The organism is Chryseobacterium sp. DZ-32, assembly GCF_059587025.1.
In genome coordinates, this window is the sequence record NZ_JCAIOM010000008.1 from 132,185 (window position 1) to 150,819 (window position 18,635).

The 18,635-nt window shown below is 36.5% G+C and carries 18 protein-coding genes and 1 tRNA gene; 13 read left to right on the forward strand and 6 right to left on the reverse strand.

Annotation, left to right across the window (positions count from 1 at the left end; genetic code table 11):
* Both AC59HC_RS10945 and AC59HC_RS10950 read right to left on the reverse strand, forming a co-directional pair.
* Positions 1 to 1,602: a T9SS type A sorting domain-containing protein gene (locus tag AC59HC_RS10945; RefSeq protein WP_496558595.1), complete on the reverse strand. Its 1,602-nt coding sequence runs from the start codon at positions 1,600 to 1,602 to the stop codon at positions 1 to 3.
* A 156-nt stretch (positions 1,603 to 1,758) separates the two neighbouring features.
* Positions 1,759 to 1,829, reverse strand: a tRNA-Gln gene (locus tag AC59HC_RS10950).
* 363 nt (positions 1,830 to 2,192) lie between these two features.
* On the opposite strand from AC59HC_RS10950, the gene der reads away from it, so the two are divergent.
* The gene (der, locus tag AC59HC_RS10955; protein ID WP_110008006.1) at positions 2,193 to 3,503 is read left to right on the forward strand and encodes a ribosome biogenesis GTPase Der; all 1,311 of its coding nucleotides are present in this window, start codon (positions 2,193 to 2,195) and stop codon (positions 3,501 to 3,503) included.
* 162 nt (positions 3,504 to 3,665) lie between these two features.
* Positions 3,666 to 4,316 (forward strand): uracil phosphoribosyltransferase, encoded by a 651-nt coding sequence (gene upp / locus AC59HC_RS10960; protein ID WP_062676151.1) that lies wholly within the window; start codon positions 3,666 to 3,668, stop codon positions 4,314 to 4,316.
* Here the strand turns inward: upp and AC59HC_RS10965 are convergent, their stop codons facing one another.
* The 3 genes from AC59HC_RS10965 to AC59HC_RS10975 form a co-directional block, all read right to left on the reverse strand.
* Positions 4,317 to 5,003 carry an alpha/beta fold hydrolase gene (locus AC59HC_RS10965; protein WP_137905768.1) on the reverse strand — a complete coding sequence of 229 codons (687 nt, stop codon included), beginning with the start codon at positions 5,001 to 5,003 and terminating at the stop codon, positions 4,317 to 4,319.
* Between the two features lie 165 nt (positions 5,004 to 5,168).
* Complete coding sequence (locus tag AC59HC_RS10970; protein ID WP_411413507.1) at positions 5,169 to 5,822, reverse strand: ComF family protein; 654 nt, start codon at positions 5,820 to 5,822, stop codon at positions 5,169 to 5,171.
* 168 nt (positions 5,823 to 5,990) lie between these two features.
* Positions 5,991 to 7,472, reverse strand: a complete 1,482-nt coding sequence (locus AC59HC_RS10975; RefSeq protein ID WP_411413508.1) for a helix-turn-helix domain-containing protein — start codon at positions 7,470 to 7,472, stop codon at positions 5,991 to 5,993.
* A 127-nt stretch (positions 7,473 to 7,599) separates the two neighbouring features.
* Here AC59HC_RS10975 and aceB point away from each other — a divergent pair, with 127 nt between their 5' ends.
* The 10 genes from aceB to AC59HC_RS11025 all read left to right on the forward strand — a co-directional run bounded on the left by aceB (position 7,600) and on the right by AC59HC_RS11025 (position 16,781).
* The gene (gene aceB / locus AC59HC_RS10980) at positions 7,600 to 9,174 is read left to right on the forward strand and encodes a malate synthase A (protein ID WP_496558596.1); all 1,575 of its coding nucleotides are present in this window, start codon (positions 7,600 to 7,602) and stop codon (positions 9,172 to 9,174) included.
* Between the two features lie 108 nt (positions 9,175 to 9,282).
* Positions 9,283 to 10,563, forward strand: coding sequence for an isocitrate lyase (aceA, locus tag AC59HC_RS10985; protein ID WP_496558597.1), 1,281 nt, complete (start codon positions 9,283 to 9,285; stop codon positions 10,561 to 10,563).
* A gap of 167 nt (positions 10,564 to 10,730) precedes the next feature.
* Positions 10,731 to 11,303, forward strand: a complete 573-nt coding sequence (locus AC59HC_RS10990) for an OmpH/Skp family outer membrane protein (protein ID WP_496558598.1) — start codon at positions 10,731 to 10,733, stop codon at positions 11,301 to 11,303.
* 129 nt (positions 11,304 to 11,432) lie between these two features.
* Positions 11,433 to 11,819 (forward strand): acyl-CoA thioesterase, encoded by a 387-nt coding sequence (locus tag AC59HC_RS10995; protein ID WP_496558599.1) that lies wholly within the window; start codon positions 11,433 to 11,435, stop codon positions 11,817 to 11,819.
* Between the two features lie 34 nt (positions 11,820 to 11,853).
* Positions 11,854 to 13,020: a hypothetical protein gene (locus AC59HC_RS11000; protein WP_496558600.1), complete on the forward strand. Its 1,167-nt coding sequence runs from the start codon at positions 11,854 to 11,856 to the stop codon at positions 13,018 to 13,020.
* A 32-nt stretch (positions 13,021 to 13,052) separates the two neighbouring features.
* Positions 13,053 to 13,445 carry a hypothetical protein gene (locus AC59HC_RS11005; RefSeq protein WP_202841167.1) on the forward strand — a complete coding sequence of 131 codons (393 nt, stop codon included), beginning with the start codon at positions 13,053 to 13,055 and terminating at the stop codon, positions 13,443 to 13,445.
* A gap of 187 nt (positions 13,446 to 13,632) precedes the next feature.
* On the forward strand, positions 13,633 to 14,079 hold the full coding sequence (locus tag AC59HC_RS11010; RefSeq protein ID WP_202841165.1) for a 6-pyruvoyl trahydropterin synthase family protein: 447 nt from the start codon (positions 13,633 to 13,635) through the stop codon (positions 14,077 to 14,079).
* A gap of 20 nt (positions 14,080 to 14,099) precedes the next feature.
* Complete coding sequence (locus AC59HC_RS11015; RefSeq protein ID WP_110007996.1) at positions 14,100 to 14,870, forward strand: UDP-2,3-diacylglucosamine diphosphatase; 771 nt, start codon at positions 14,100 to 14,102, stop codon at positions 14,868 to 14,870.
* 193 nt (positions 14,871 to 15,063) lie between these two features.
* Positions 15,064 to 16,056: a LuxE/PaaK family acyltransferase gene (locus AC59HC_RS11020; RefSeq protein WP_411413511.1), complete on the forward strand. Its 993-nt coding sequence runs from the start codon at positions 15,064 to 15,066 to the stop codon at positions 16,054 to 16,056.
* Positions 16,057 to 16,235: 179 nt separating this feature from the next.
* Positions 16,236 to 16,781, forward strand: coding sequence for a hypothetical protein (locus AC59HC_RS11025; RefSeq protein ID WP_202841158.1), 546 nt, complete (start codon positions 16,236 to 16,238; stop codon positions 16,779 to 16,781).
* 276 nt (positions 16,782 to 17,057) lie between these two features.
* Here AC59HC_RS11025 and aqpZ read toward each other — a convergent pair whose 3' ends face one another.
* Positions 17,058 to 17,774, reverse strand: a complete 717-nt coding sequence (aqpZ, locus tag AC59HC_RS11030; RefSeq protein WP_110008304.1) for an aquaporin Z — start codon at positions 17,772 to 17,774, stop codon at positions 17,058 to 17,060.
* Between the two features lie 218 nt (positions 17,775 to 17,992).
* Between aqpZ and AC59HC_RS11035 the strand changes: the two genes are divergently transcribed.
* Complete coding sequence (locus AC59HC_RS11035) at positions 17,993 to 18,613, forward strand: DUF5715 family protein (RefSeq protein ID WP_227943444.1); 621 nt, start codon at positions 17,993 to 17,995, stop codon at positions 18,611 to 18,613.
* The last annotated feature ends 22 nt before the right edge of the window (positions 18,614 to 18,635 follow it).

Consider the following 18,635-nt stretch of genomic DNA (forward strand, 5'->3'; position numbering starts at 1 on the left):
TTATTTCTTGATGATTTTAGCATTTGCTGTTTTGTTATTATCCGTTTTTATAGTTATTAAATATGCTCCTTGGATTAAATTTTGGGTATTGATTTTTGTTATTCTATTTTTTGTTTTTATATTTTGAATCTGCTTTCCACTCATATCATATAAAATAATCTCAACCTCTTTGAAATCAAGACCAATTTCTGCATAGGCATAATCTGAAACAGGGTTTGGATAGATCTTAATATCATATTTTTCAATTAACTGATCAATCTGTTTGTCTCCCAGCTTTACAATCTTCCAGTTCTCTTTACCCAGTTGCTCTGCACTGGTTCCAGCCAAAATAATGGAACCATCTCTGTTGAGTTTTAAATCTGAAAGTCTCTCTTCCTTTTTTCTGGATTTTCCCTTTACATGTTTTCTCCACTGTTCATTACCATTATGATCAAGATATAGCATCCAAAAAGTTTCATCATCAGTTTCTATTCTTCCTTCAGCTTGAGTGTAACCACCTAGTAAAATTCCTTTGGAAGATTTATCATCTGCGGAATGAATCACACTCATTCCCACTAAGATATCCCTGTTTTTGAAATTGTACGATTTCTGCCACTGTTCATCTCCTTTCTCACTTAAAGATATCAGCCATAAATCGGTTCCTTCTTCGATATCCACTGTTTTATTTCCTGACCTTTCCGATCTGGATTCTCCACCTATAATAAAGCCAGCTGAAGTTAAGGCTAGGGTTCTGATATGATCATCTCTTTTCCCTCCAAAGTTCTTTTCCCATTCTATTTTTCCATTCTTATCCAATTTGATAATCCAGTAGTCTCCCTCACCAAAGTTTTCTGTGGATTTTGCAATTCGGGATACGGGGGGCGGGATGGTTTCGTTTATTTTTTTTATTGATCCCGAGACACGAACCTCGGAACTCCTTGAATAAATTCCCAGTAATGCCCCTCCGTCTTTTGTTGGAATCATCTTTTCTATTTCATCTAGATCATTTCCTCCTATAATCAACTGTGATAATTCTTTTCCATTTTTATCTAGTCTGATAATCAATACATCTTGATAACCATAACCATTAGGAGCGTTTTGAATATTTCCAGCCACTAGAAATCCTAGATCCGTAGTTTGAATGACTGTTTTAGTTATCTCGTCAACGGTAGTTCCCACTGTTTTTTGCCATAGTTGATCCCCGAACTCATTGATTCTTATTAACCACATATCTGATTGTCCTTTTGAATCTTCCTTTTTATCAAACCCTTTTACAGAATAAGAAGTTCCTGCTAATAGAAATCCTCCGTCTTGTGTTGCTACAGTAGCAGATAAATAATCATGATCAGATCCTGAGAAGTATTTCTCCCATAACTGTTCTCCTTGTTGATTCAATTTGATTACATGGAAGTCATAACCATTGTTTTGTTTGCTATTAGAAGTATAGAGTTTATTGGCTTGAATAGAACTTCCGGTGATAAGATATTGCTCGTCTGCAGTTGTAATTACTTGACTTAAAATATCTTGTGTGGAAGACTTGATGTCTTTCTGCCAGATAATTTCCTGTGTATACAATAATGAGGTGGAACATATGAACAATGTCCCTATATAGAGTTTTTTCATGTTGGTTTAAGTTAGGTTATTGATTTTTTATTTTTGTAAAAATATTTTTTTTAGTTCACATATGAAAGACTTATTACATAAATTTAACTAGAAGAAATATAGAAAGTAGTAATAATGTAATAAAAAAGAAAACCACCCTTGAAAAAGGATGGTTTGTAGACCCACAGGGATTCGAACCCCAGATGACTGAACCAAAATCAGTAGTGTTACCGCTACACCATGGGTCTGTTTCTATGCCGCGAAATTATAGAAATTATTTTAAATATGAAAATCTAAAGTAAAGATTAATTAACATAATTAGTAAGAAGATAGCTTTATGTATTGATATCCAAAGAATTATTTTTCATTAAAATTTTTTAAAAAAATCTTCTTCTACCCATAAACAGTAGATTTGTGGATATATTTGTTAGATTGAAAGAGTAGGGCTTACATTAATTTGTCCGATGGATAATAACATCCAGCCTCCTTCTCCCAGCTTCAATCTGTTAAATAATAAAACCTTATCTTTGCAAAAAATTGGGCTCCAAAAGTTGGAGTAACCCATTAATAACATATCCTGAGCAAAGCAAAAGGATTATTAAACATTTTTTATGTCAAATATTGTCGCAATCGTTGGACGTCCCAACGTAGGAAAATCCACGCTTTTTAATCGTTTATTAGAAAGAAGAGAAGCTATTGTAGATTCTACAGCTGGTGTTACCAGAGACCGTCACTACGGAAAATCAGACTGGAATGGAGTAGACTTTACGGTAATTGATACCGGAGGTTATGATGTAGGTACAGATGATATCTTCGAAGAAGAAATCCGTAAGCAGGTACAATTAGCGGTGGATGAAGCTACTTCTATTATCTTTATGATGAACGTGGAAGAAGGGCTTACTGACACAGACCACGAAATTTACAGACTTCTCAGAAGATCCAACAAGCCTATTTATATTGTTATTAATAAAGTAGATTCTTCCAAGGAAGAACTTCCTGCAACAGAATTCTATCAGTTAGGAATTGATAAATATTACACACTTTCCTCTGCTACAGGTTCAGGAACAGGGGATTTGTTAGATGATATCGTTAAAGATTTCCCTACTACAGAATATAAAGATCCTTTTGAAGGATTGCCTAAAATTACGATTGCAGGCCGTCCAAACGTAGGAAAGTCTACCATGACTAATGCTTTATTGGATGTTGAAAGAAATATTGTAACCGATATCGCAGGAACTACGAGAGATAGTATCCAGACTTTATATAACAAATTCGGACACGAATTTGTGTTGGTAGATACTGCAGGGATGAGAAGAAAGTCTAAGGTAAACGAAGACCTTGAATTCTACTCTGTAATGAGATCGATCCGTTCTATCGAATATTCTGACGTCGTGATCATCATGGTGGATGCTACACAAGGATGGGAATCTCAGGATATGAATATCTTCGGACTGGCTCAGAAAAACAGAAAAGGAATCGTAATCCTAGTGAATAAGTGGGATTTGATCGAGGATAAGCAGACCAATACGATGCGTGATTTTGAAAAATCAATCAAAGATAAAATCGGTCAGTTCCAGGATATTCCAATCTTATTCGTTTCAGCGTTAACGAAACAAAGAATTTTAAAAGCTGTAGAAGTAGCTATGCAGGTTTATGAAGACCGTAAGAAGAAAATTAAAACTTCAAAACTGAATGAAGTAATGCTTCCGATCTTCGAAAATACACCACCGCCGGCATTGAAAGGAAAATATATCAAAATCAAATATTGTGTTCAGCTTCCTACGCCGTCACCACAGTTTGTATTCTTCTGTAACCTTCCGCAGTATGTGAAAGAACCGTATAAGAGATTTACTGAAAATCAGCTGAGAAAAGAATTCGGATTTACCGGAGTTCCGATTGAAGTGTATTTCAGACAAAAATAATAGAACAAATGTTCATCGGAAAACTCCGGCAAGCGAAGCTTGCCGGAGTTTTTTATATCACCCAACCAGACTTTCTCTTCCAGCCCGATCTTTCAATTCGTTTTTTAGTTGTAATTTTGCGGCAATTAATATCAATTAACTGAAATTAAAAATAAAATTTTCATGCTTACTATTTTATCGCAACACTTTTCTCTTGTCAACGAATGGATTAACGAACTTAGAAACGTTACGATCCAGCATGACCGAATGAGATTCAGAAGGAATATGGAAAGAATCGGGGAGATTGCCGCTTTTGAAATCAGTAAAGGACTGGAGTACAGAGAAGTTGAAATTCAAACTCCTTTAGATACAATAAAAAGCAGGGAAATAGCCGTGCAGCCGGTTATTACAACCATCTTAAGAGCAGGTGTTCCGTTATTCGAAGGAATCCTGAACTATTTAGACAGAGCAGACTGCGGTTTTGTGGCAGCTTACAGAAAACATGATGCCAACGATTATTTCTCAATCAAACAGGATTATCTTACGTGCCCAAGCATTGAAGGCAGACCCCTTATTGTAGCTGATCCTATGCTTGCAACTGGTGCTTCTCTTATTGAAGCCATCAAAGATTTGCTGACCAACGGAAATCCAACCCAGCTTCATATTGTTGCAGCCATTGCATCGAAACAGGGAGTTGAAACTGTTCAGAATGCATATCCTGAAGCTCATATCTGGGTAGGAGCAATTGATGAACACTTAACTTCAAAAGGGTATATCACACCAGGATTGGGAGATGCCGGAGATTTGAGCTACGGAGAAAAACTTCAGCGATAATTAAGAAAGATTCCAGAAATCTTTTATTAAGTTCAATAATAAATCAGGTCGTACTTTATCCATAGGATGCTTTGTATCCGGAAGTACGGCCAGTTTTGCATTTGGAAGGCTTCTGTAAACCCTTGAACTCTCTTCCAGCGTTACCATATTATCTTTATCACCCACCATGATTTGAACGGGAGTGGTAATCGTAGCAAAATTATTTTCCAGAGGAGGATTTTTACCTAAATCAATCATTAAATCAGCAATACCAGGAAGAAGCTGTTTCCACTTTGTTCCGTGCTGTGATTCTAAAAGCTGGGCATACTGCGGAATTTTTTCAAGAATAACATCCGGATTAAGCATCTTACTTTCTTTTAAAGCCTGTTCTTCAGTCCAGTCGAACTTTGTGCCCAGTGTTATAACAGAATTTACATTGTCAGGATTTTCCATTGCGTAGCAAAGTGCGACATAACCACCCATGCTGTGCCCGAAAATAGATACGTCTGTCAGATGGTTCACTTTACAATACTCGGATAATTCCTCGACATACTTTTTAATATTGAGGCCGTCTTCAGGAAGTTTCAGGTCTCCATGTCCTGAAAAAAGAGGAGTATGAACTGTAAAATAGGATGACAGGACATTCAGGTAAGGTTTGAAAATGTCGCTGTGACCTAAAGCTCCGTGCAGTAAAATCAGATTGGGCATAGTTGTATAGTTTTCTGAAAATTAGGAAAAAGAATTGAATCGTGAAAATGGATGAAGCGGAAGTGTAAGAGTGTCTGAGAGTTTTCGGATTTAAAAATATTTTGATTATTTCTCCGTACAGAAAATCCCGAATCCCGAAACCCGAAACTCGCATCCGTTCCCATATCAAACATCCTCAGCCATCACTAAAACACTTACTTTATTATCTCCTGCATTTAAAATCTCCCACGCCACTGATGAAACCGTATTTCCTGTCGTGAAAACATCATCAATCAAAAGAATATGTTTTCCGGTAACAGGCTTGATTGTGGAGAATGTATTGACAGTTTCCAGTCTGTGTTTCTTGTCTTTTAAGGCCTGTGCTTTAGAATAATGATTTCGTTTAATTAAATTATGATCAAAAGGAATGTTATAAAACGAAGATAAAGTTTCAGTAAATAAATGCAGCTGGTTATATCCCCTTTTCTTCAGTTTCTTTGGATGAAGTGGTACACTTACTAAAAGGTCAGGGAAATTATCTTTGAAATCAAGTCGTTCTGCTGTCCAATCAGCTAGGATTTTTCCTGCTTTTTCCCTGCTTCTATATTTCAGATCGTGAATAATCTGACGGCTTAAACCTTCCTTTTCAAACTGTATTAAAGCGAATGCGTTTTCAACCGGAAAAAATAAACTGCATTTTTCCTTAATCGGATTATTTTCAAAATAATTGTAATGGGTAAAGTGAATCTGACTGAAACAAAGATCACAAACCAAAAGTTCAGGATCAATGATTCTGCTGCAGTGGATGCAGCGGTTAGGAAACAATATATCTAATATCATAGTGTGTTTTTACTAAGATATGAAAATAATTGTCAATTTTTGCTTCGCAATGTCAATAGTGAATTATTATTGTTCGCGAATTCGATTATTCACAAACCCGAATCCCGCATCCCGAACCTCACATAAAAATTCACAAGCGAAGCGTATTGACAATTCACCATTCACTTTTTAAATATCATCAAACGTCTTCCTGATCTTCTCAACAGCATTCTTCATACTCATATTAAAATGTTCCTTTTCCAGTCTTACCGGTGGTGCTTGTCTTACTTCACAGTCAGGAATACTGCAGGATTCACACGTAACGCCTACATTAATGGTTTTTAAGGAAGGAGACTTGATAAAACCTATTTTTTTAATTGTTTGGGAATTCAGTAAAATCCCCAAACAATAACTTCTGTTGCTTCCATCTGAGAAAGGATTTTTTTGTGAAGTAGAAATTACCAGATAACTTATTCCCTGATCTTTATAATGAGAAACCTGAGCATCCGTCAGGGTTTCATTTTCTTTTAAATCACCAAGATTTTTTACCGCAATCCATCTTCTGCAGTAATGCTCGTTCATTGCATTGGCATGAGGAGCCTGCTGATGATTAAGGTGAAGCTCCTTTAAAATCTGTATTTTATCCGAATTTTTCTTTTTTACCAGACATAAATAAAAAAGATCTTTGATTCCCATTTCTGCCGAGAGGATGTTGGTCAGCCGGTAATAAAATGTTTCAGGCGAGTGGGTAAAACTGCTGATAAGGCTCTCAAAACTTTTAGGTTCCCATGTATTTTGCTGGAAAAATTCTGCGGTCTTTTCAATGACAGGTTCTTTTGAAATGAGCAATGCTCCTGCGAAATAAGACGCGTAAAAGTTATTCAGAATTTCTTCAAAACTTCCGAAATCAAGCCACGAATAGGTATTGGGACGGTTTTTTAATTCCAGTACATTGAAGCCGATTTCTTTAGCCAGAATGAATGTTTTCTGATCCTTTTCCAGTTTTTGATTTAGCAGCAATAGTTTTTTTTCAGGAATGAAAAGAGAACGAAGATTATCCAGAGTCCCATATTTTTCAAAATCTTCAGACTGAATGGTGTAACTGAATTTTTCTGCAAGAATTGCCTCCAGTATGTCAGACTTTAGATCTTTTCCGGGTTGTAACTGATTTTCCCGGGTAAACAGATCAACCTTTTCTTCAATTTCAGGAAAATAGTTATCATATAATTCCTGAAATGACCTTAAGACGGCAAAATAAAATCTTTCCTTACCAAGATTATAATTCTGAGAAATTTCGATCAGGGCATTAATAAAAGCCGTTACTTTTTTCGGTGCATCGCTGATAATGCTGATGAGGTTGTTTTTATTAATTCCGAATAACTCCAGCGGAACTTCTTTAAAGAAATCAGACTGAAGAATTTCGTTGAATGGGGCCAGACTTTTATCTAGCTTGGTAGAAACAAGATCATCGAAAGTGCAGCTGAGTGCTTCAGAAAGCTGAATAATTTTATCGTGTTTGGGATACTTTTTCCCATTCTCAATTTCGTTGAGGTAAGATTTTGATAATCCTGTCTTTACAGCAAGGTCCTGCAGAGACCAGTTTTTCTTTTGTCTCTGCTGTTTCAGTTTTAGCCCGAAAACTGTTTTGATAAAGTCGCTTTCTGAATTCATTACTTCAAATATAAATAATTAGATGCGATTATTCGCATAATAATTTTTAAATAAATTTAGCGAACGTTCGCTATTTGTGAAAATTTTTATTTATGTTTGTAATATCAAATCACAAAATCAATAGGTTATGGAAACAAAGACTCAATTAGAAATAAAGGCACAGAAGCGGTTTGAGGAAGTATTTACTCCCGATTTGGCAGATTTTCTGATTTCGCTTCATCAGAACTTTAATCATAAAAGACTTGAACTTTTAGAAGAAAGAAAAATTACTCAGCAAAATTTTGATAAAGGAAATCTTCCTGAGTTCTTGAAAGAAACAGCAGACATCCGGAATGGAAATTGGGTATGTGCTCCGCTTCCTGACGATATGCTGGATAGAAGAGTAGAAATTACCGGTCCTGTTGACCGCAAGATGATTATCAATGCCTTGAATTCCGGTGCTTCTACATTTATGGCCGACTTTGAAGACAGCAGCTCGCCGGTGTGGGAAAACTGTATTCAGGGACAGATTAATCTTTCTGATGCCATTAACCGGACTATTGATTTTGTGAACGAAAAAGGAAAGGCATACACACTTAATGAAAAAACGGCTGTTTTACAGGTTCGTCCACGCGGCCTGCACCTTCCTGAAAAACATATTGAAATCAATGGAGAAAAAGCTTCCGGATCACTGACTGATTTTGGAATATATTTCTTCAGAAATGCAAAACAGCTTTTGGAAAATGGCAGCGGTCCTTACTTCTATCTTCCAAAACTGGAACATTATAAAGAAGCACGCTGGTGGAATGAAGTTTTTGTTTTTGCGCAAAACTATCTCGGAATTCCGGAGGGAACCATTAAAGCGACTGTTTTAATAGAAACGATTACCGCTTCGTTTCAGATTGATGAAATTTTATTTGAATTAAAAGAACACAGCGCAGGATTGAATTGCGGAAGATGGGATTATATTTTCTCATACATTAAAAAATTCAGAAACCTTACCGAATTTATTGTTCCGGACAGAGATCAGGTAACCATGACGTCTCCTTTTATGAGTGCTTATTCAAAGAGGGTGATTGAAATCTGCCATAAAAGAAATGTACATGCTATAGGCGGAATGGCCGCTCAAATTCCGGTAAAAGATGATGACGAAGCCAATACTATTGCTTTTGAAAAAGTAAGAAATGATAAAGAAAGGGAAGTGAAAAATGGCCACGATGGAACGTGGGTTGCACATCCGGCATTGGTATCTGTAGCAAAACAAGTTTTTGACCAGTTTATGCCTTCCCAAAATCAGATCGATAAAAAATTTGAATACCATATAACAGAAAGCCAGCTGCTGGAAATTACCAAAGGAGAAATCACAGAAAAAGGAGTCCGTAAAAATATCAATGTAGGAATTCTTTATCTTGAAAGCTGGCTGATGGGAACCGGTGCTGCCGCTATTTATAATCTGATGGAAGATGCCGCTACTGCTGAGATTTCAAGAACACAAATCTGGCAATGGCTGAAAAATGAAGCGGTTCTGAGTGATGACAGAACATTAACCCGAAGCATGGTACTGCAGTGGGAAAAAGAAGAAATGGATCATATTGAAAAATATGTAGGTGAAACCCGATTCAAAAGCGGAAAATTCAACCTCGCCAAAGAACTTTTCAATGAATTGATTTTCTGCGAAAATTTTGAAGAATTTCTAACCCTTAAAGCATACCCTTTTATCTAGTTGGAGAGTGAGAGAGTAGATGTGTCCGAAAGTTTGAGAATTATATCTCGTACCTCCGAACCTCGTAACCCGAACCCCAAAAATCTAATCAAACAAAATCCAAATATTATGAAAACAAGACAAGAACAAATCCAGGCTATAGAGCAAGATTGGCTGACAAATCCACGTTGGCACGGTGTAAAAAGACCTTATACGGCAGAAGAAGTTCTTAAACTTCGCGGTTCTTACACCATAGATTACACCATCGCTACAGAAATGTCCAAAAAATTCTGGGATAAATTAAATACCCAGGATTATGTGGCGGGACTGGGTGCATTGACAGGTAATCAGGCGGTGCAGGAAGTGGATGCCGGCCTGGAAGCAATTTATCTTTCAGGATGGCAGGTGGCTGCAGATGCTAACCTGTCAGGGGAGATGTATCCGGATCAGTCATTGTATCCGGCCAATTCAGTGCCTTCTGTGGTAAAGAAAATTAATAATGCCTTACTAAGAGCGGATCAGGTGCAGTCTGTAAGCGGAACAGGAAATAAAGAATATCTGGTGCCTATTATTGCCGATGCAGAAGCAGGTTTTGGAGGTAATCTGAATGCTTTTGAACTGATGAAACAAATGATTGAAGCCGGAGCGGCTGCCGTACATTTTGAAGATCAGCTTTCTTCCGCTAAAAAATGTGGCCACTTGGGCGGGAAAGTATTGGTGCCTACTCAGGAAGCGGTCAATAAGTTGATAGCAGCGCGTCTGGCTGCCGATGTATTGGGCGTTCCAAGTCTTATCATTGCAAGAACGGATGCGGATGCAGCAGATTTACTGACTTCTGATATTGATGACAGAGATAAGAAATTCGTAACCGGAGAAAGAACTTCTGAAGGTTTTTACGTGGTAAGAAACGGAGTTGAGCAGGGAATCGACAGAGGACTGTCTTATGCGCCATATGCTGATCTGATCTGGATGGAAACCTCCAATCCTGACCTGGAGCAGGCCAGAAGATTTGCAGATGGAATTCATGCAAAATTCCCTGGAAAAATGCTTGCTTATAACTGTTCACCTTCATTCAACTGGGCTGCAAAACTGAGTGTGGAAGAAATGTCTACTTTCAGAGAAGAGCTGGCTAAAATGGGGTACAAATTCCAGTTTATTACCCTTGCAGGATTCCATGCTTTGAATACAGCCATGTTTGAGCTGGCACTGGCTTATAAAGAAAGAGGAATGGCAGGATATTCTGAACTTCAGGAGCGCGAATTTGCACTACAGCAGAAAGGATTCAGAGCGGTGAAGCATCAATCTTTTGTAGGAACAGGATATTTTGATGAAGTGCAGAATATTGTTACCAACGGTTCCTCAGCTACTGTAGCAATGAAAGATTCTACAGAAACAGCACAGTTCCATTAGTCATTTTTCCATATTTTTTGATGTTAAACCTTCTCTTTGAGGAGGTTTTTCTTTGTCTGAAGTTGTTTAAACCTGTTTTTTACACCATGTAATTTCAAATTAATAATTACATGATAAGTAATTGAAATTTGAGTTATATTTGGGAGCGAAAAAAAATATTATTACAAATGAATTTAATTAAGACAATTTTTATTGCGTTAGGATTAACACTTACTGCAAATATTGTACATGCTCAACAGAAGATTGGAAGTGTAAATACAGAGGACATTTTTGCAAGTTTATCTGAAGTAAAAACTATAGGAAATACTATTGATAACCTGACTAAGACCAGGCAGACTGAAATTGAGAAGCTTATCGGTGATTATCAGACTAAATTGAAAGCGGCACAGGATAAAGAAAAAACGTTAAGCGAAGCCAATAAAGAAGCTGTGACCAAAGAACTGATTGCAGCACAAACAGAATTACAGGCTTTAGGTAAGAAGATAGAGGAAACCAGAACACAGGCTGCTAAAGATATTTCTGCCAAACAAAACGAATTGTTTAGTCCTTTACAGAAGAAAGTAAAAGATGCTATTTATGCTGTAGCAAAAGAAAGAAACCTGAATTTTGTATTTGATGTAGCATCACAGGAATCTAATAACCTTCTTTACACAGACGGAAGCGAAGATATCACTGCTACTGTGAAAACCAAATTAGGGGCTACGGCAACAACTGCCAAGCCAGCCGGGAAATCTAAATAAGAATTTTCAATATACTGAATATTGTAACGGAATCAGAACGATGATTCCGTTTTTTTATGGACAAAAGTGAGTGGCTGGATGAAGAAAGTTTTATTTTAAAATGATACATTTGAGTAAACTTTCAGGAGAATGAATTTGATGTACGAAAAACAGATCAAAGTAACAGAAGAGCATATTGATCAGAACAACCATGTGAATAATGTACAATATGTACACTGGGTGGAAGAAGTGGCAGCAGAGCACTGGGATCTTCTGAAACAGCAAACAGAATATGTAAACGACGCCTGGATGCTTCTGGATCATCATATTCAATACAAAAAACAGGTTTATCTGGGTGATATCATTACGGTAAGAACTTATCCTCTGACTCCCGAAGGAGCCAAGCAGCCAAGAAAAGTAGAATTTTACTGTAATGATAAGCTGGTGGTAGACTCAGGCACACTTTGGATTTTATTTGATCCTGAAACTAAAAAGATCAAGCGCCTGGAAAGTGACTGGCTGGAGAGATTTTTTTAATATAAAACTAAACCCAAACTAAAACTAAATATACATGAAGCTTTTATATTCACTGACATTGTTGTTGTTAAGCATGGCGGGCTATGGCCAGGAAAATCCTTACTGGTTTACAGATGATATTAAAAAAAAGGTGGCAGACTCCACCCAAAGTCAATCCTGGAGAAGCCAGATGGCTGCAACATTTTACTCGATAAGCGGACAATATAAATCTGCATTGGAAAGTTGGGATATGACTTTTGGAAGAGTGAAAAAGCTGAGCACTGCAGATAGTTTGAAGTTTACGAAATTAATCCCCGTCAACGCAAAAGATTATATCTTAGAAAGATCCGTTAGTGAACAGATTATCATCATTAATGAAGCCCATCACAATGCCAGTCACCGAACTTTCGCATCTTCCTTACTTCAGGGATTATATGACAAAGGTTACAGATATTTGGGACTTGAAACATTAGCGGGTGACTCTGTAAACACCACAAAATTTGCTGCTCTTAACAGTGGATATTATTCCAAAGAACCGGAATTCGGAAACTTTATTTACAATGCCTTGAAAATTGGGTTCAAGCTTTTCTCATATGAAGCAGAAGGAAATAATAAACAAAGGGAAATAGGAGAGGCAAACAATATCTTCGATTTTATGCAGAAAAATAAAGAAGGCAAATATCTGATCTATTGTGGCTATCAGCATGCTTATGAAGGGGTTCATAAATCCTGGGAGAAAACAATGGCGGGGCGACTTTCCGACCTGACGGGGATCAATCCTTTTACGATTGACCAGACTCAGTTTTCAGAAAAAAGTAGCCTGAAGTATAATGAACCGCTTTTAAGATTGATAAATAATACCATCCCTGTTGTTTTGAAAGATGAAAATAAGGGAATATACAATGGAGAAGACAAGGAGTTGTATACTGATATTAAAATCATTCATCCTGTTACTAAATACATCAACGGAAGGCCGCATTGGATGTTGAGTAAAAACAGGAAGTTTTACAAAATTCCTTCTTCTAAAATTTCAAATTATCCGGCCCTGGTTTTAGCTTACAGAAAAGGTGAATTTGAAAAGGAAGGTGTTCCTGCGGATATCATTGAACTCAATACTTCCCAAGACAGTCGTTTTTTAATCCTGGATAAAGGAAATTATGATATTGTTGTAAAAGATAAAGCGTATACCATTATTAACAAGTTTGAAAAAACGATAAGATAATGTCTGAAATATCTGGGTAGAAGAACGAGGTAATGAAAAATAAGTTAAGAAAAATAACTGTCAATACTATAGAATACTTGTATTTGGTTTCTGATCAATATCACTCTGAAACTAAAACTAATACTTTGACTGTAAAAGTATTTTTAAACGGACAAAAGCAAACCCCTCTAATCATCAAATTTATGACTGTCGAGGATTATGTAATGGGGCAGCCTTTAAAATCAGGTGTGAAACTGATGAATAAAATCACAGGTTCAGAAGATGAGATAAATCTCAATAAGCCTAAATACATCAGGCAGTTAATTGTAATGGGGTTAAAAAAAGGATGGTCCGGTTTCAATTCAATGGAAATACAAAACGGACTTGATTATTTGAGAGAATTAGGCTTTCAAACCGGTCAATTAAAACCAGAATATAATGAATAATTTTTCCTGTAATGTAATAGAATAAAACGACCGCTGTTTTTACTAGGGAAACATCAAACAAACATCTCCATGAAACTTTCTATTTCAACAATATTATTTTCAGGTTTTTTCTAAAAAGAATATTTTAAAATCGTTGTAATAGAAACAGTCTTTTCTCTATTAAGCTGTTTTATCCTATCTTTGTACTATGATACGTATTACAAAAATTTTTACATTCGAAACGGCTCACGTGCTTTACAACTACGATGGGAAGTGTAAAAATATGCATGGGCACTCCTATAAACTGTTTGTAACAGTGAAAGGAAAACCGATTAATGATATTGAAAATCCTAAAAATGGAATGGTGGTAGATTTCGGAGATATCAAAAGTATCGTAAAATCTGAAATCGTAGATGTATGGGACCATGCGGTTCTTGTCAATGCGCTGTCTCCACACAAAGAACTGGGAGATGACCTTGAACAGAAAGGACATAAAGTAATCTATTGCAGCTTCCAGCCAACCTGTGAAAACATGTTGTATGCCATTGCTGCTAAAATCAAATCGAGACTTCCCGAAGGAATTTCTTTAGCCTATCTTAAACTTCATGAGACAGAAAACTCTTATGGAGAATGGGTTGCAGAAGATAATCAATAATTTTTCATAAAACTCAGAAGGTGTTAAAAACAACAATTAATTTAGAACCTGGAAAAAAAGTATATTTCGCTTCGGATCAGCATTTTGGTGCCCCTACACCAAAGGAAAGCAAGGTGCGGGAAGAGAGATTTATACGCTGGATGGATGAGATCAAGGAAGATGCGCAGGTTTTGTTTTTAATGGGTGATCTTTTTGACTTCTGGCACGAATGGAAGCATGTCATTCCCAAAGGATATGTCCGGGTGCTCGGGAAAATTGCAGAATTGAAAGACAGAGGAATTCATATTTATTTCTTTGTCGGAAATCATGATCTTTGGATGAAAGATTATCTGGAAGAAGAAATCGGGTGTACCGTATTCTATCAGAAACAATATTTTGAAATGGGAGGGAAGCAGTTTCTGCTGGCCCATGGAGATGGTTTGGGACCTGGAGATAAAGGCTATAAAAGAATGAAAAAATTATTCACAAACCCTGTGGCACAATGGTTTTTCAAATGGCTTCATCCCGATATTGCGATGAAAGTAGCATTGTATCTTTCCCAAAAAAATAAAATGATCTCAGGAGAAGAGGACAAGGCTTTTCTGGGAGAAGATAAAGAGTTTCTCATCATTTATTCCAAAGAAAAGCTGAAAACCCAGAAGATTGATTATTTTATCTATGGACACAGACATCTGCCTATGGTACTGGATCTGGAACAGAATGCAAAATATATCAACCTTGGAGACTGGATTTCCTATTTCACTTACGGGGTTTTTGAAAAAGATTTTGAACTGAAAACTTTTGAAAAATAAAGCAAAAAAAATTACCTCTAAAAAGAGGTAACTTTCGAACGGGTGGAAAACCCACTCTTGTTTTTAATCCATATTCCGGATAAGTCATTGCAATAAGTCTACCAAAATAGGTTTTATGCATTAAAAAATTATTAAAAAAATATTCTATCTCTATAATTGCCCTGCAGCCGGGGATTAAGAAACTCAAAAAATTATGGAACTGAAAAATATATTCAACATACAGACTGAACAGGATTTCCTGAATGCCTCATTGAAAACATTTCGTTATCAATATGAAAATGTTGAAATATACAGGAAATTTGTTGATTTTCTGAAGGTTAGTCCCGATGAGGTAGATAGCCTGGTGAAGATTCCGTTTCTTCCTATTGAAATGTTTAAAAATCATCAGATTCTGGATAAAAATGTGGATACGGATCTTTTCTTTCAAAGTTCAGGAACCACCCAGATGAACCTTTCCAAACATTTCATCGCAGATCCGGAACTTTATGAGGAGAGTATTTATAAAAGCTTTGAACAGTTCATCGGAAAGCCGGAAGATTTTATTTTTCTGGGGCTGCTTCCAAGTTATCTTGAGAGACAGAATTCATCACTGATCTATATGGTAGATTATCTGATGAAAAAATCTGCCAAGCCGGAAAACGGATATTTCCTTTATAATCATGCTGAACTCTTTGAACTATTGAACACCTTGCAGGATAAAAAAGTGATTCTTTTCGGAGTTTCTTTTGCTTTATTAGACTTTCTTGATTACTGTCATTCTGAGCAAAGCGAAGAATCCCTGAATTTCCCTGAAAATTTAATAGTGATTGAAACCGGCGGTATGAAGGGGCGGAAGGAAGAAATGACCAAGGATGAATTGCTTAAAATATTGCAGGAAGGCCTTAAAACGGAGAAAATCTATTCAGAATATTCTATGACAGAGTTACTTTCACAGGCTTACTCCCTTGGAAATAATGAATATGAGTGTCCCAACTGGATGAGAATTATGGTTCGCAATGCAGAAGATCCCTTAACGTACCAAAAAGAAGGCCGCACAGGAGCTATTAATATTATTGATCTTGCCAATACCCATTCCTGCTCATTTATTGCCACACAGGATTTAGGAAAAATAATCGGTGATAAATTTCAGGTGTTAGGAAGAATAGACCATTCAGATATCAGAGGATGTAGTTTACTGGTTAGCTGATGATTTAAACCGAAGAAAGCAATTGTTAATTGTCAATTCGCTCCACTTGTTAATTTTTGTATCATAAAATAATTTGAAACTTTTGCTGAGTGAAACGCCTTTGCGAGCCTTTAAACACTTGACTATTAAAAACTTTGCGGGCATTGCGTTTTATTAAAATATTTTTACCATCATAAAAAATGATCAAAATAGAAGAACTCATACACGCCTACATCCATTCCCATTGCGATTTTGAAAAAGAAATCGTACTGACGAATTATTTTCAGGCAGATTGGGAAGCGGACATATTAATCATAGATTCGGAGGGTGGAAGTCATGAAATTGAAATTAAACTTTCAAAAAGTGATTTTAAAAATGATTTCAAAAAATCATACCTGAATAAAGACACCGGAGAAAAATTTCTGAAACACGATAAAATTTCCTGTGGGGATTATATGTGTAATTCTTTCAGTTTTTTGCTCCCGATGGGAATGGTAGATGCTGCTTTAATTCCGGAACATTGCGGAATTATTGAATTCTATCACAATGCGGATACCTGGGATACCGAATTTTATCTGATTCGCCAGCCTAAAAGACTCCATGAAGATTCCTACTGGAAACTGAATGACAAAGATTTTTTTATCAGGAAGATGGCTTTGAATCTTCTCCAGCGTAAAATGGAGATCAAAGGAAAGCACGAGGAACTGATTTTTAAAAATCCTTTTGAAATTAAAAAACTGAAATAAAATTAAGGAGGTTTCTTATTCTAACGCAAAGACTTATTTTCTATATTTAAAGTTTAAGAAAGCAAAGAAGGAATCAATTTCATTGATTTTTATTAATCGGTTGTAAAACCTATCACTTCATCAACGACGTAGTCATAACCACTTTTCTCCCTTAAATAAAAATTCATCTTTATAAAAACTTTGCGTTTACAAAGAATTTCAAAACAATTATTCAAAATCAGAAAATAAAAAAATCCTGCCGCCGACAGGATTTTATCATTGAATAGTATTTTAAAGTTAATCTGCAATTTCAGCAGTATCTCTCTGAAGTAAGAACTTGTAGATTAAACCTCCTACAACTCCTCCCAAAATAGGGGCAACCCAGAACAGCCAAAGCTGCGACATGGCAATTCCTCCCATAAAGACTGCCTGAGAAAGTGATCTCGCAGGGTTTACAGAAGTATTTGTAATCGGGATTGAGATCAGGTGGATCAACGTAAGAGCAAGACCGATGGCAAGACCGGCAAACTTACCGTTAGCCCACTTATCCGTAGCTCCCATGATTACAATAAGGAAAAAGGCGGTTAATAAAAACTCAGCAAGAAATGCAGCTCCCATACTGAAAGCTTTTCCGTTATAAACGGCTTCACCGTAGAAGTTGGTGGCGAAATCTCCGGGTTTTGAGAATTCTACCGCTCCGGCTCCGTTAAGAATCGTATACAGGCATCCTGCTGCTACAATTGCTCCCAGGCACTGTGCCACAATGTAAGGAATAAGGTCTTTTGCAGAAAATCTTCCTCCTGCTAAAAGTCCAAAAGAAACTGCCGGATTAAAATGCCCTCCTGAGATATGCCCTACAGCGTAAGCCATGGTAAGAACAGTAAGACCGAAGGCTAAAGCAACTCCTAAAAGCCCGATGCCAATATCTGGAACACCGGCTGCGAAAACAGCGCTTCCACATCCTCCGAAAACAAGCCAAAATGTGCCGAAAAATTCAGCGAAAAGTTTTTTTATCATGTTGTTTATTGTTTAAAGTATCTCAAATGTAAAATTTAAATCTTAAAGTAAAAAGATAAATCTGAAAAATATTTCAAAAAAGAGAGAACAAAAATTACAAAATCTGTAATTTGGTGTAAAGTTTGTTTGGGATTTGTTTAAAGAGTATAATAGTCGGTTTTGAAAGATATAACATAAATGTTTTATCTTTCATTTGTAATTTAAAAGGATGGTGAATGAGAAAGTTTTTTTGTGTGGTCTTTGTACCTTTTATTTATAGTTTACATTATTCGCAGGCAGCTAAAAAAGCTTTTCCCTGCTATGATCTTGCCACTGTATTGAAGGTTGAACCTACGCCGCTTTATAAATCTCATCTTGATGCCTCAAAAAGTTTTGGGGTACAGCTGCTGAAAGATTCCAAAACAGTGCAGCGATACATCAATAGCGGCAAATTCCACAAAATAAAAAAATCGGGTAAAGGATATCGCGTTCAAAAACTTGATTACAGCAGGGCTTATATGGTATCCAAGGCAAAAACCACGCTGGAAAAAATAGGTTCTAAGTTCAGCAAGGATACAAAAGGCGGTACATTTACTGTTTCATCCATTACCAGAACGCTTGAAGACCAATGCAGGCTTAGAAGAGTGAATTCCAACGCCTCACTAGGGATTAGTTCACACAATTATGGCAATTCTTTTGACATTTCTTATGTAAGATTCAACAACGTTTTAAAGTACAATCCGAAAATGGAATTGGCATTGGAGAAAGTTTTAAAGTATTATGAGAAAGCTGGCAGAATATATTTCATCAAAGAGAAACAACAGAGCTGTTATCATATTACTGTGAAAAATTATTAATTAAAATCCTCTTGCGTAGCAT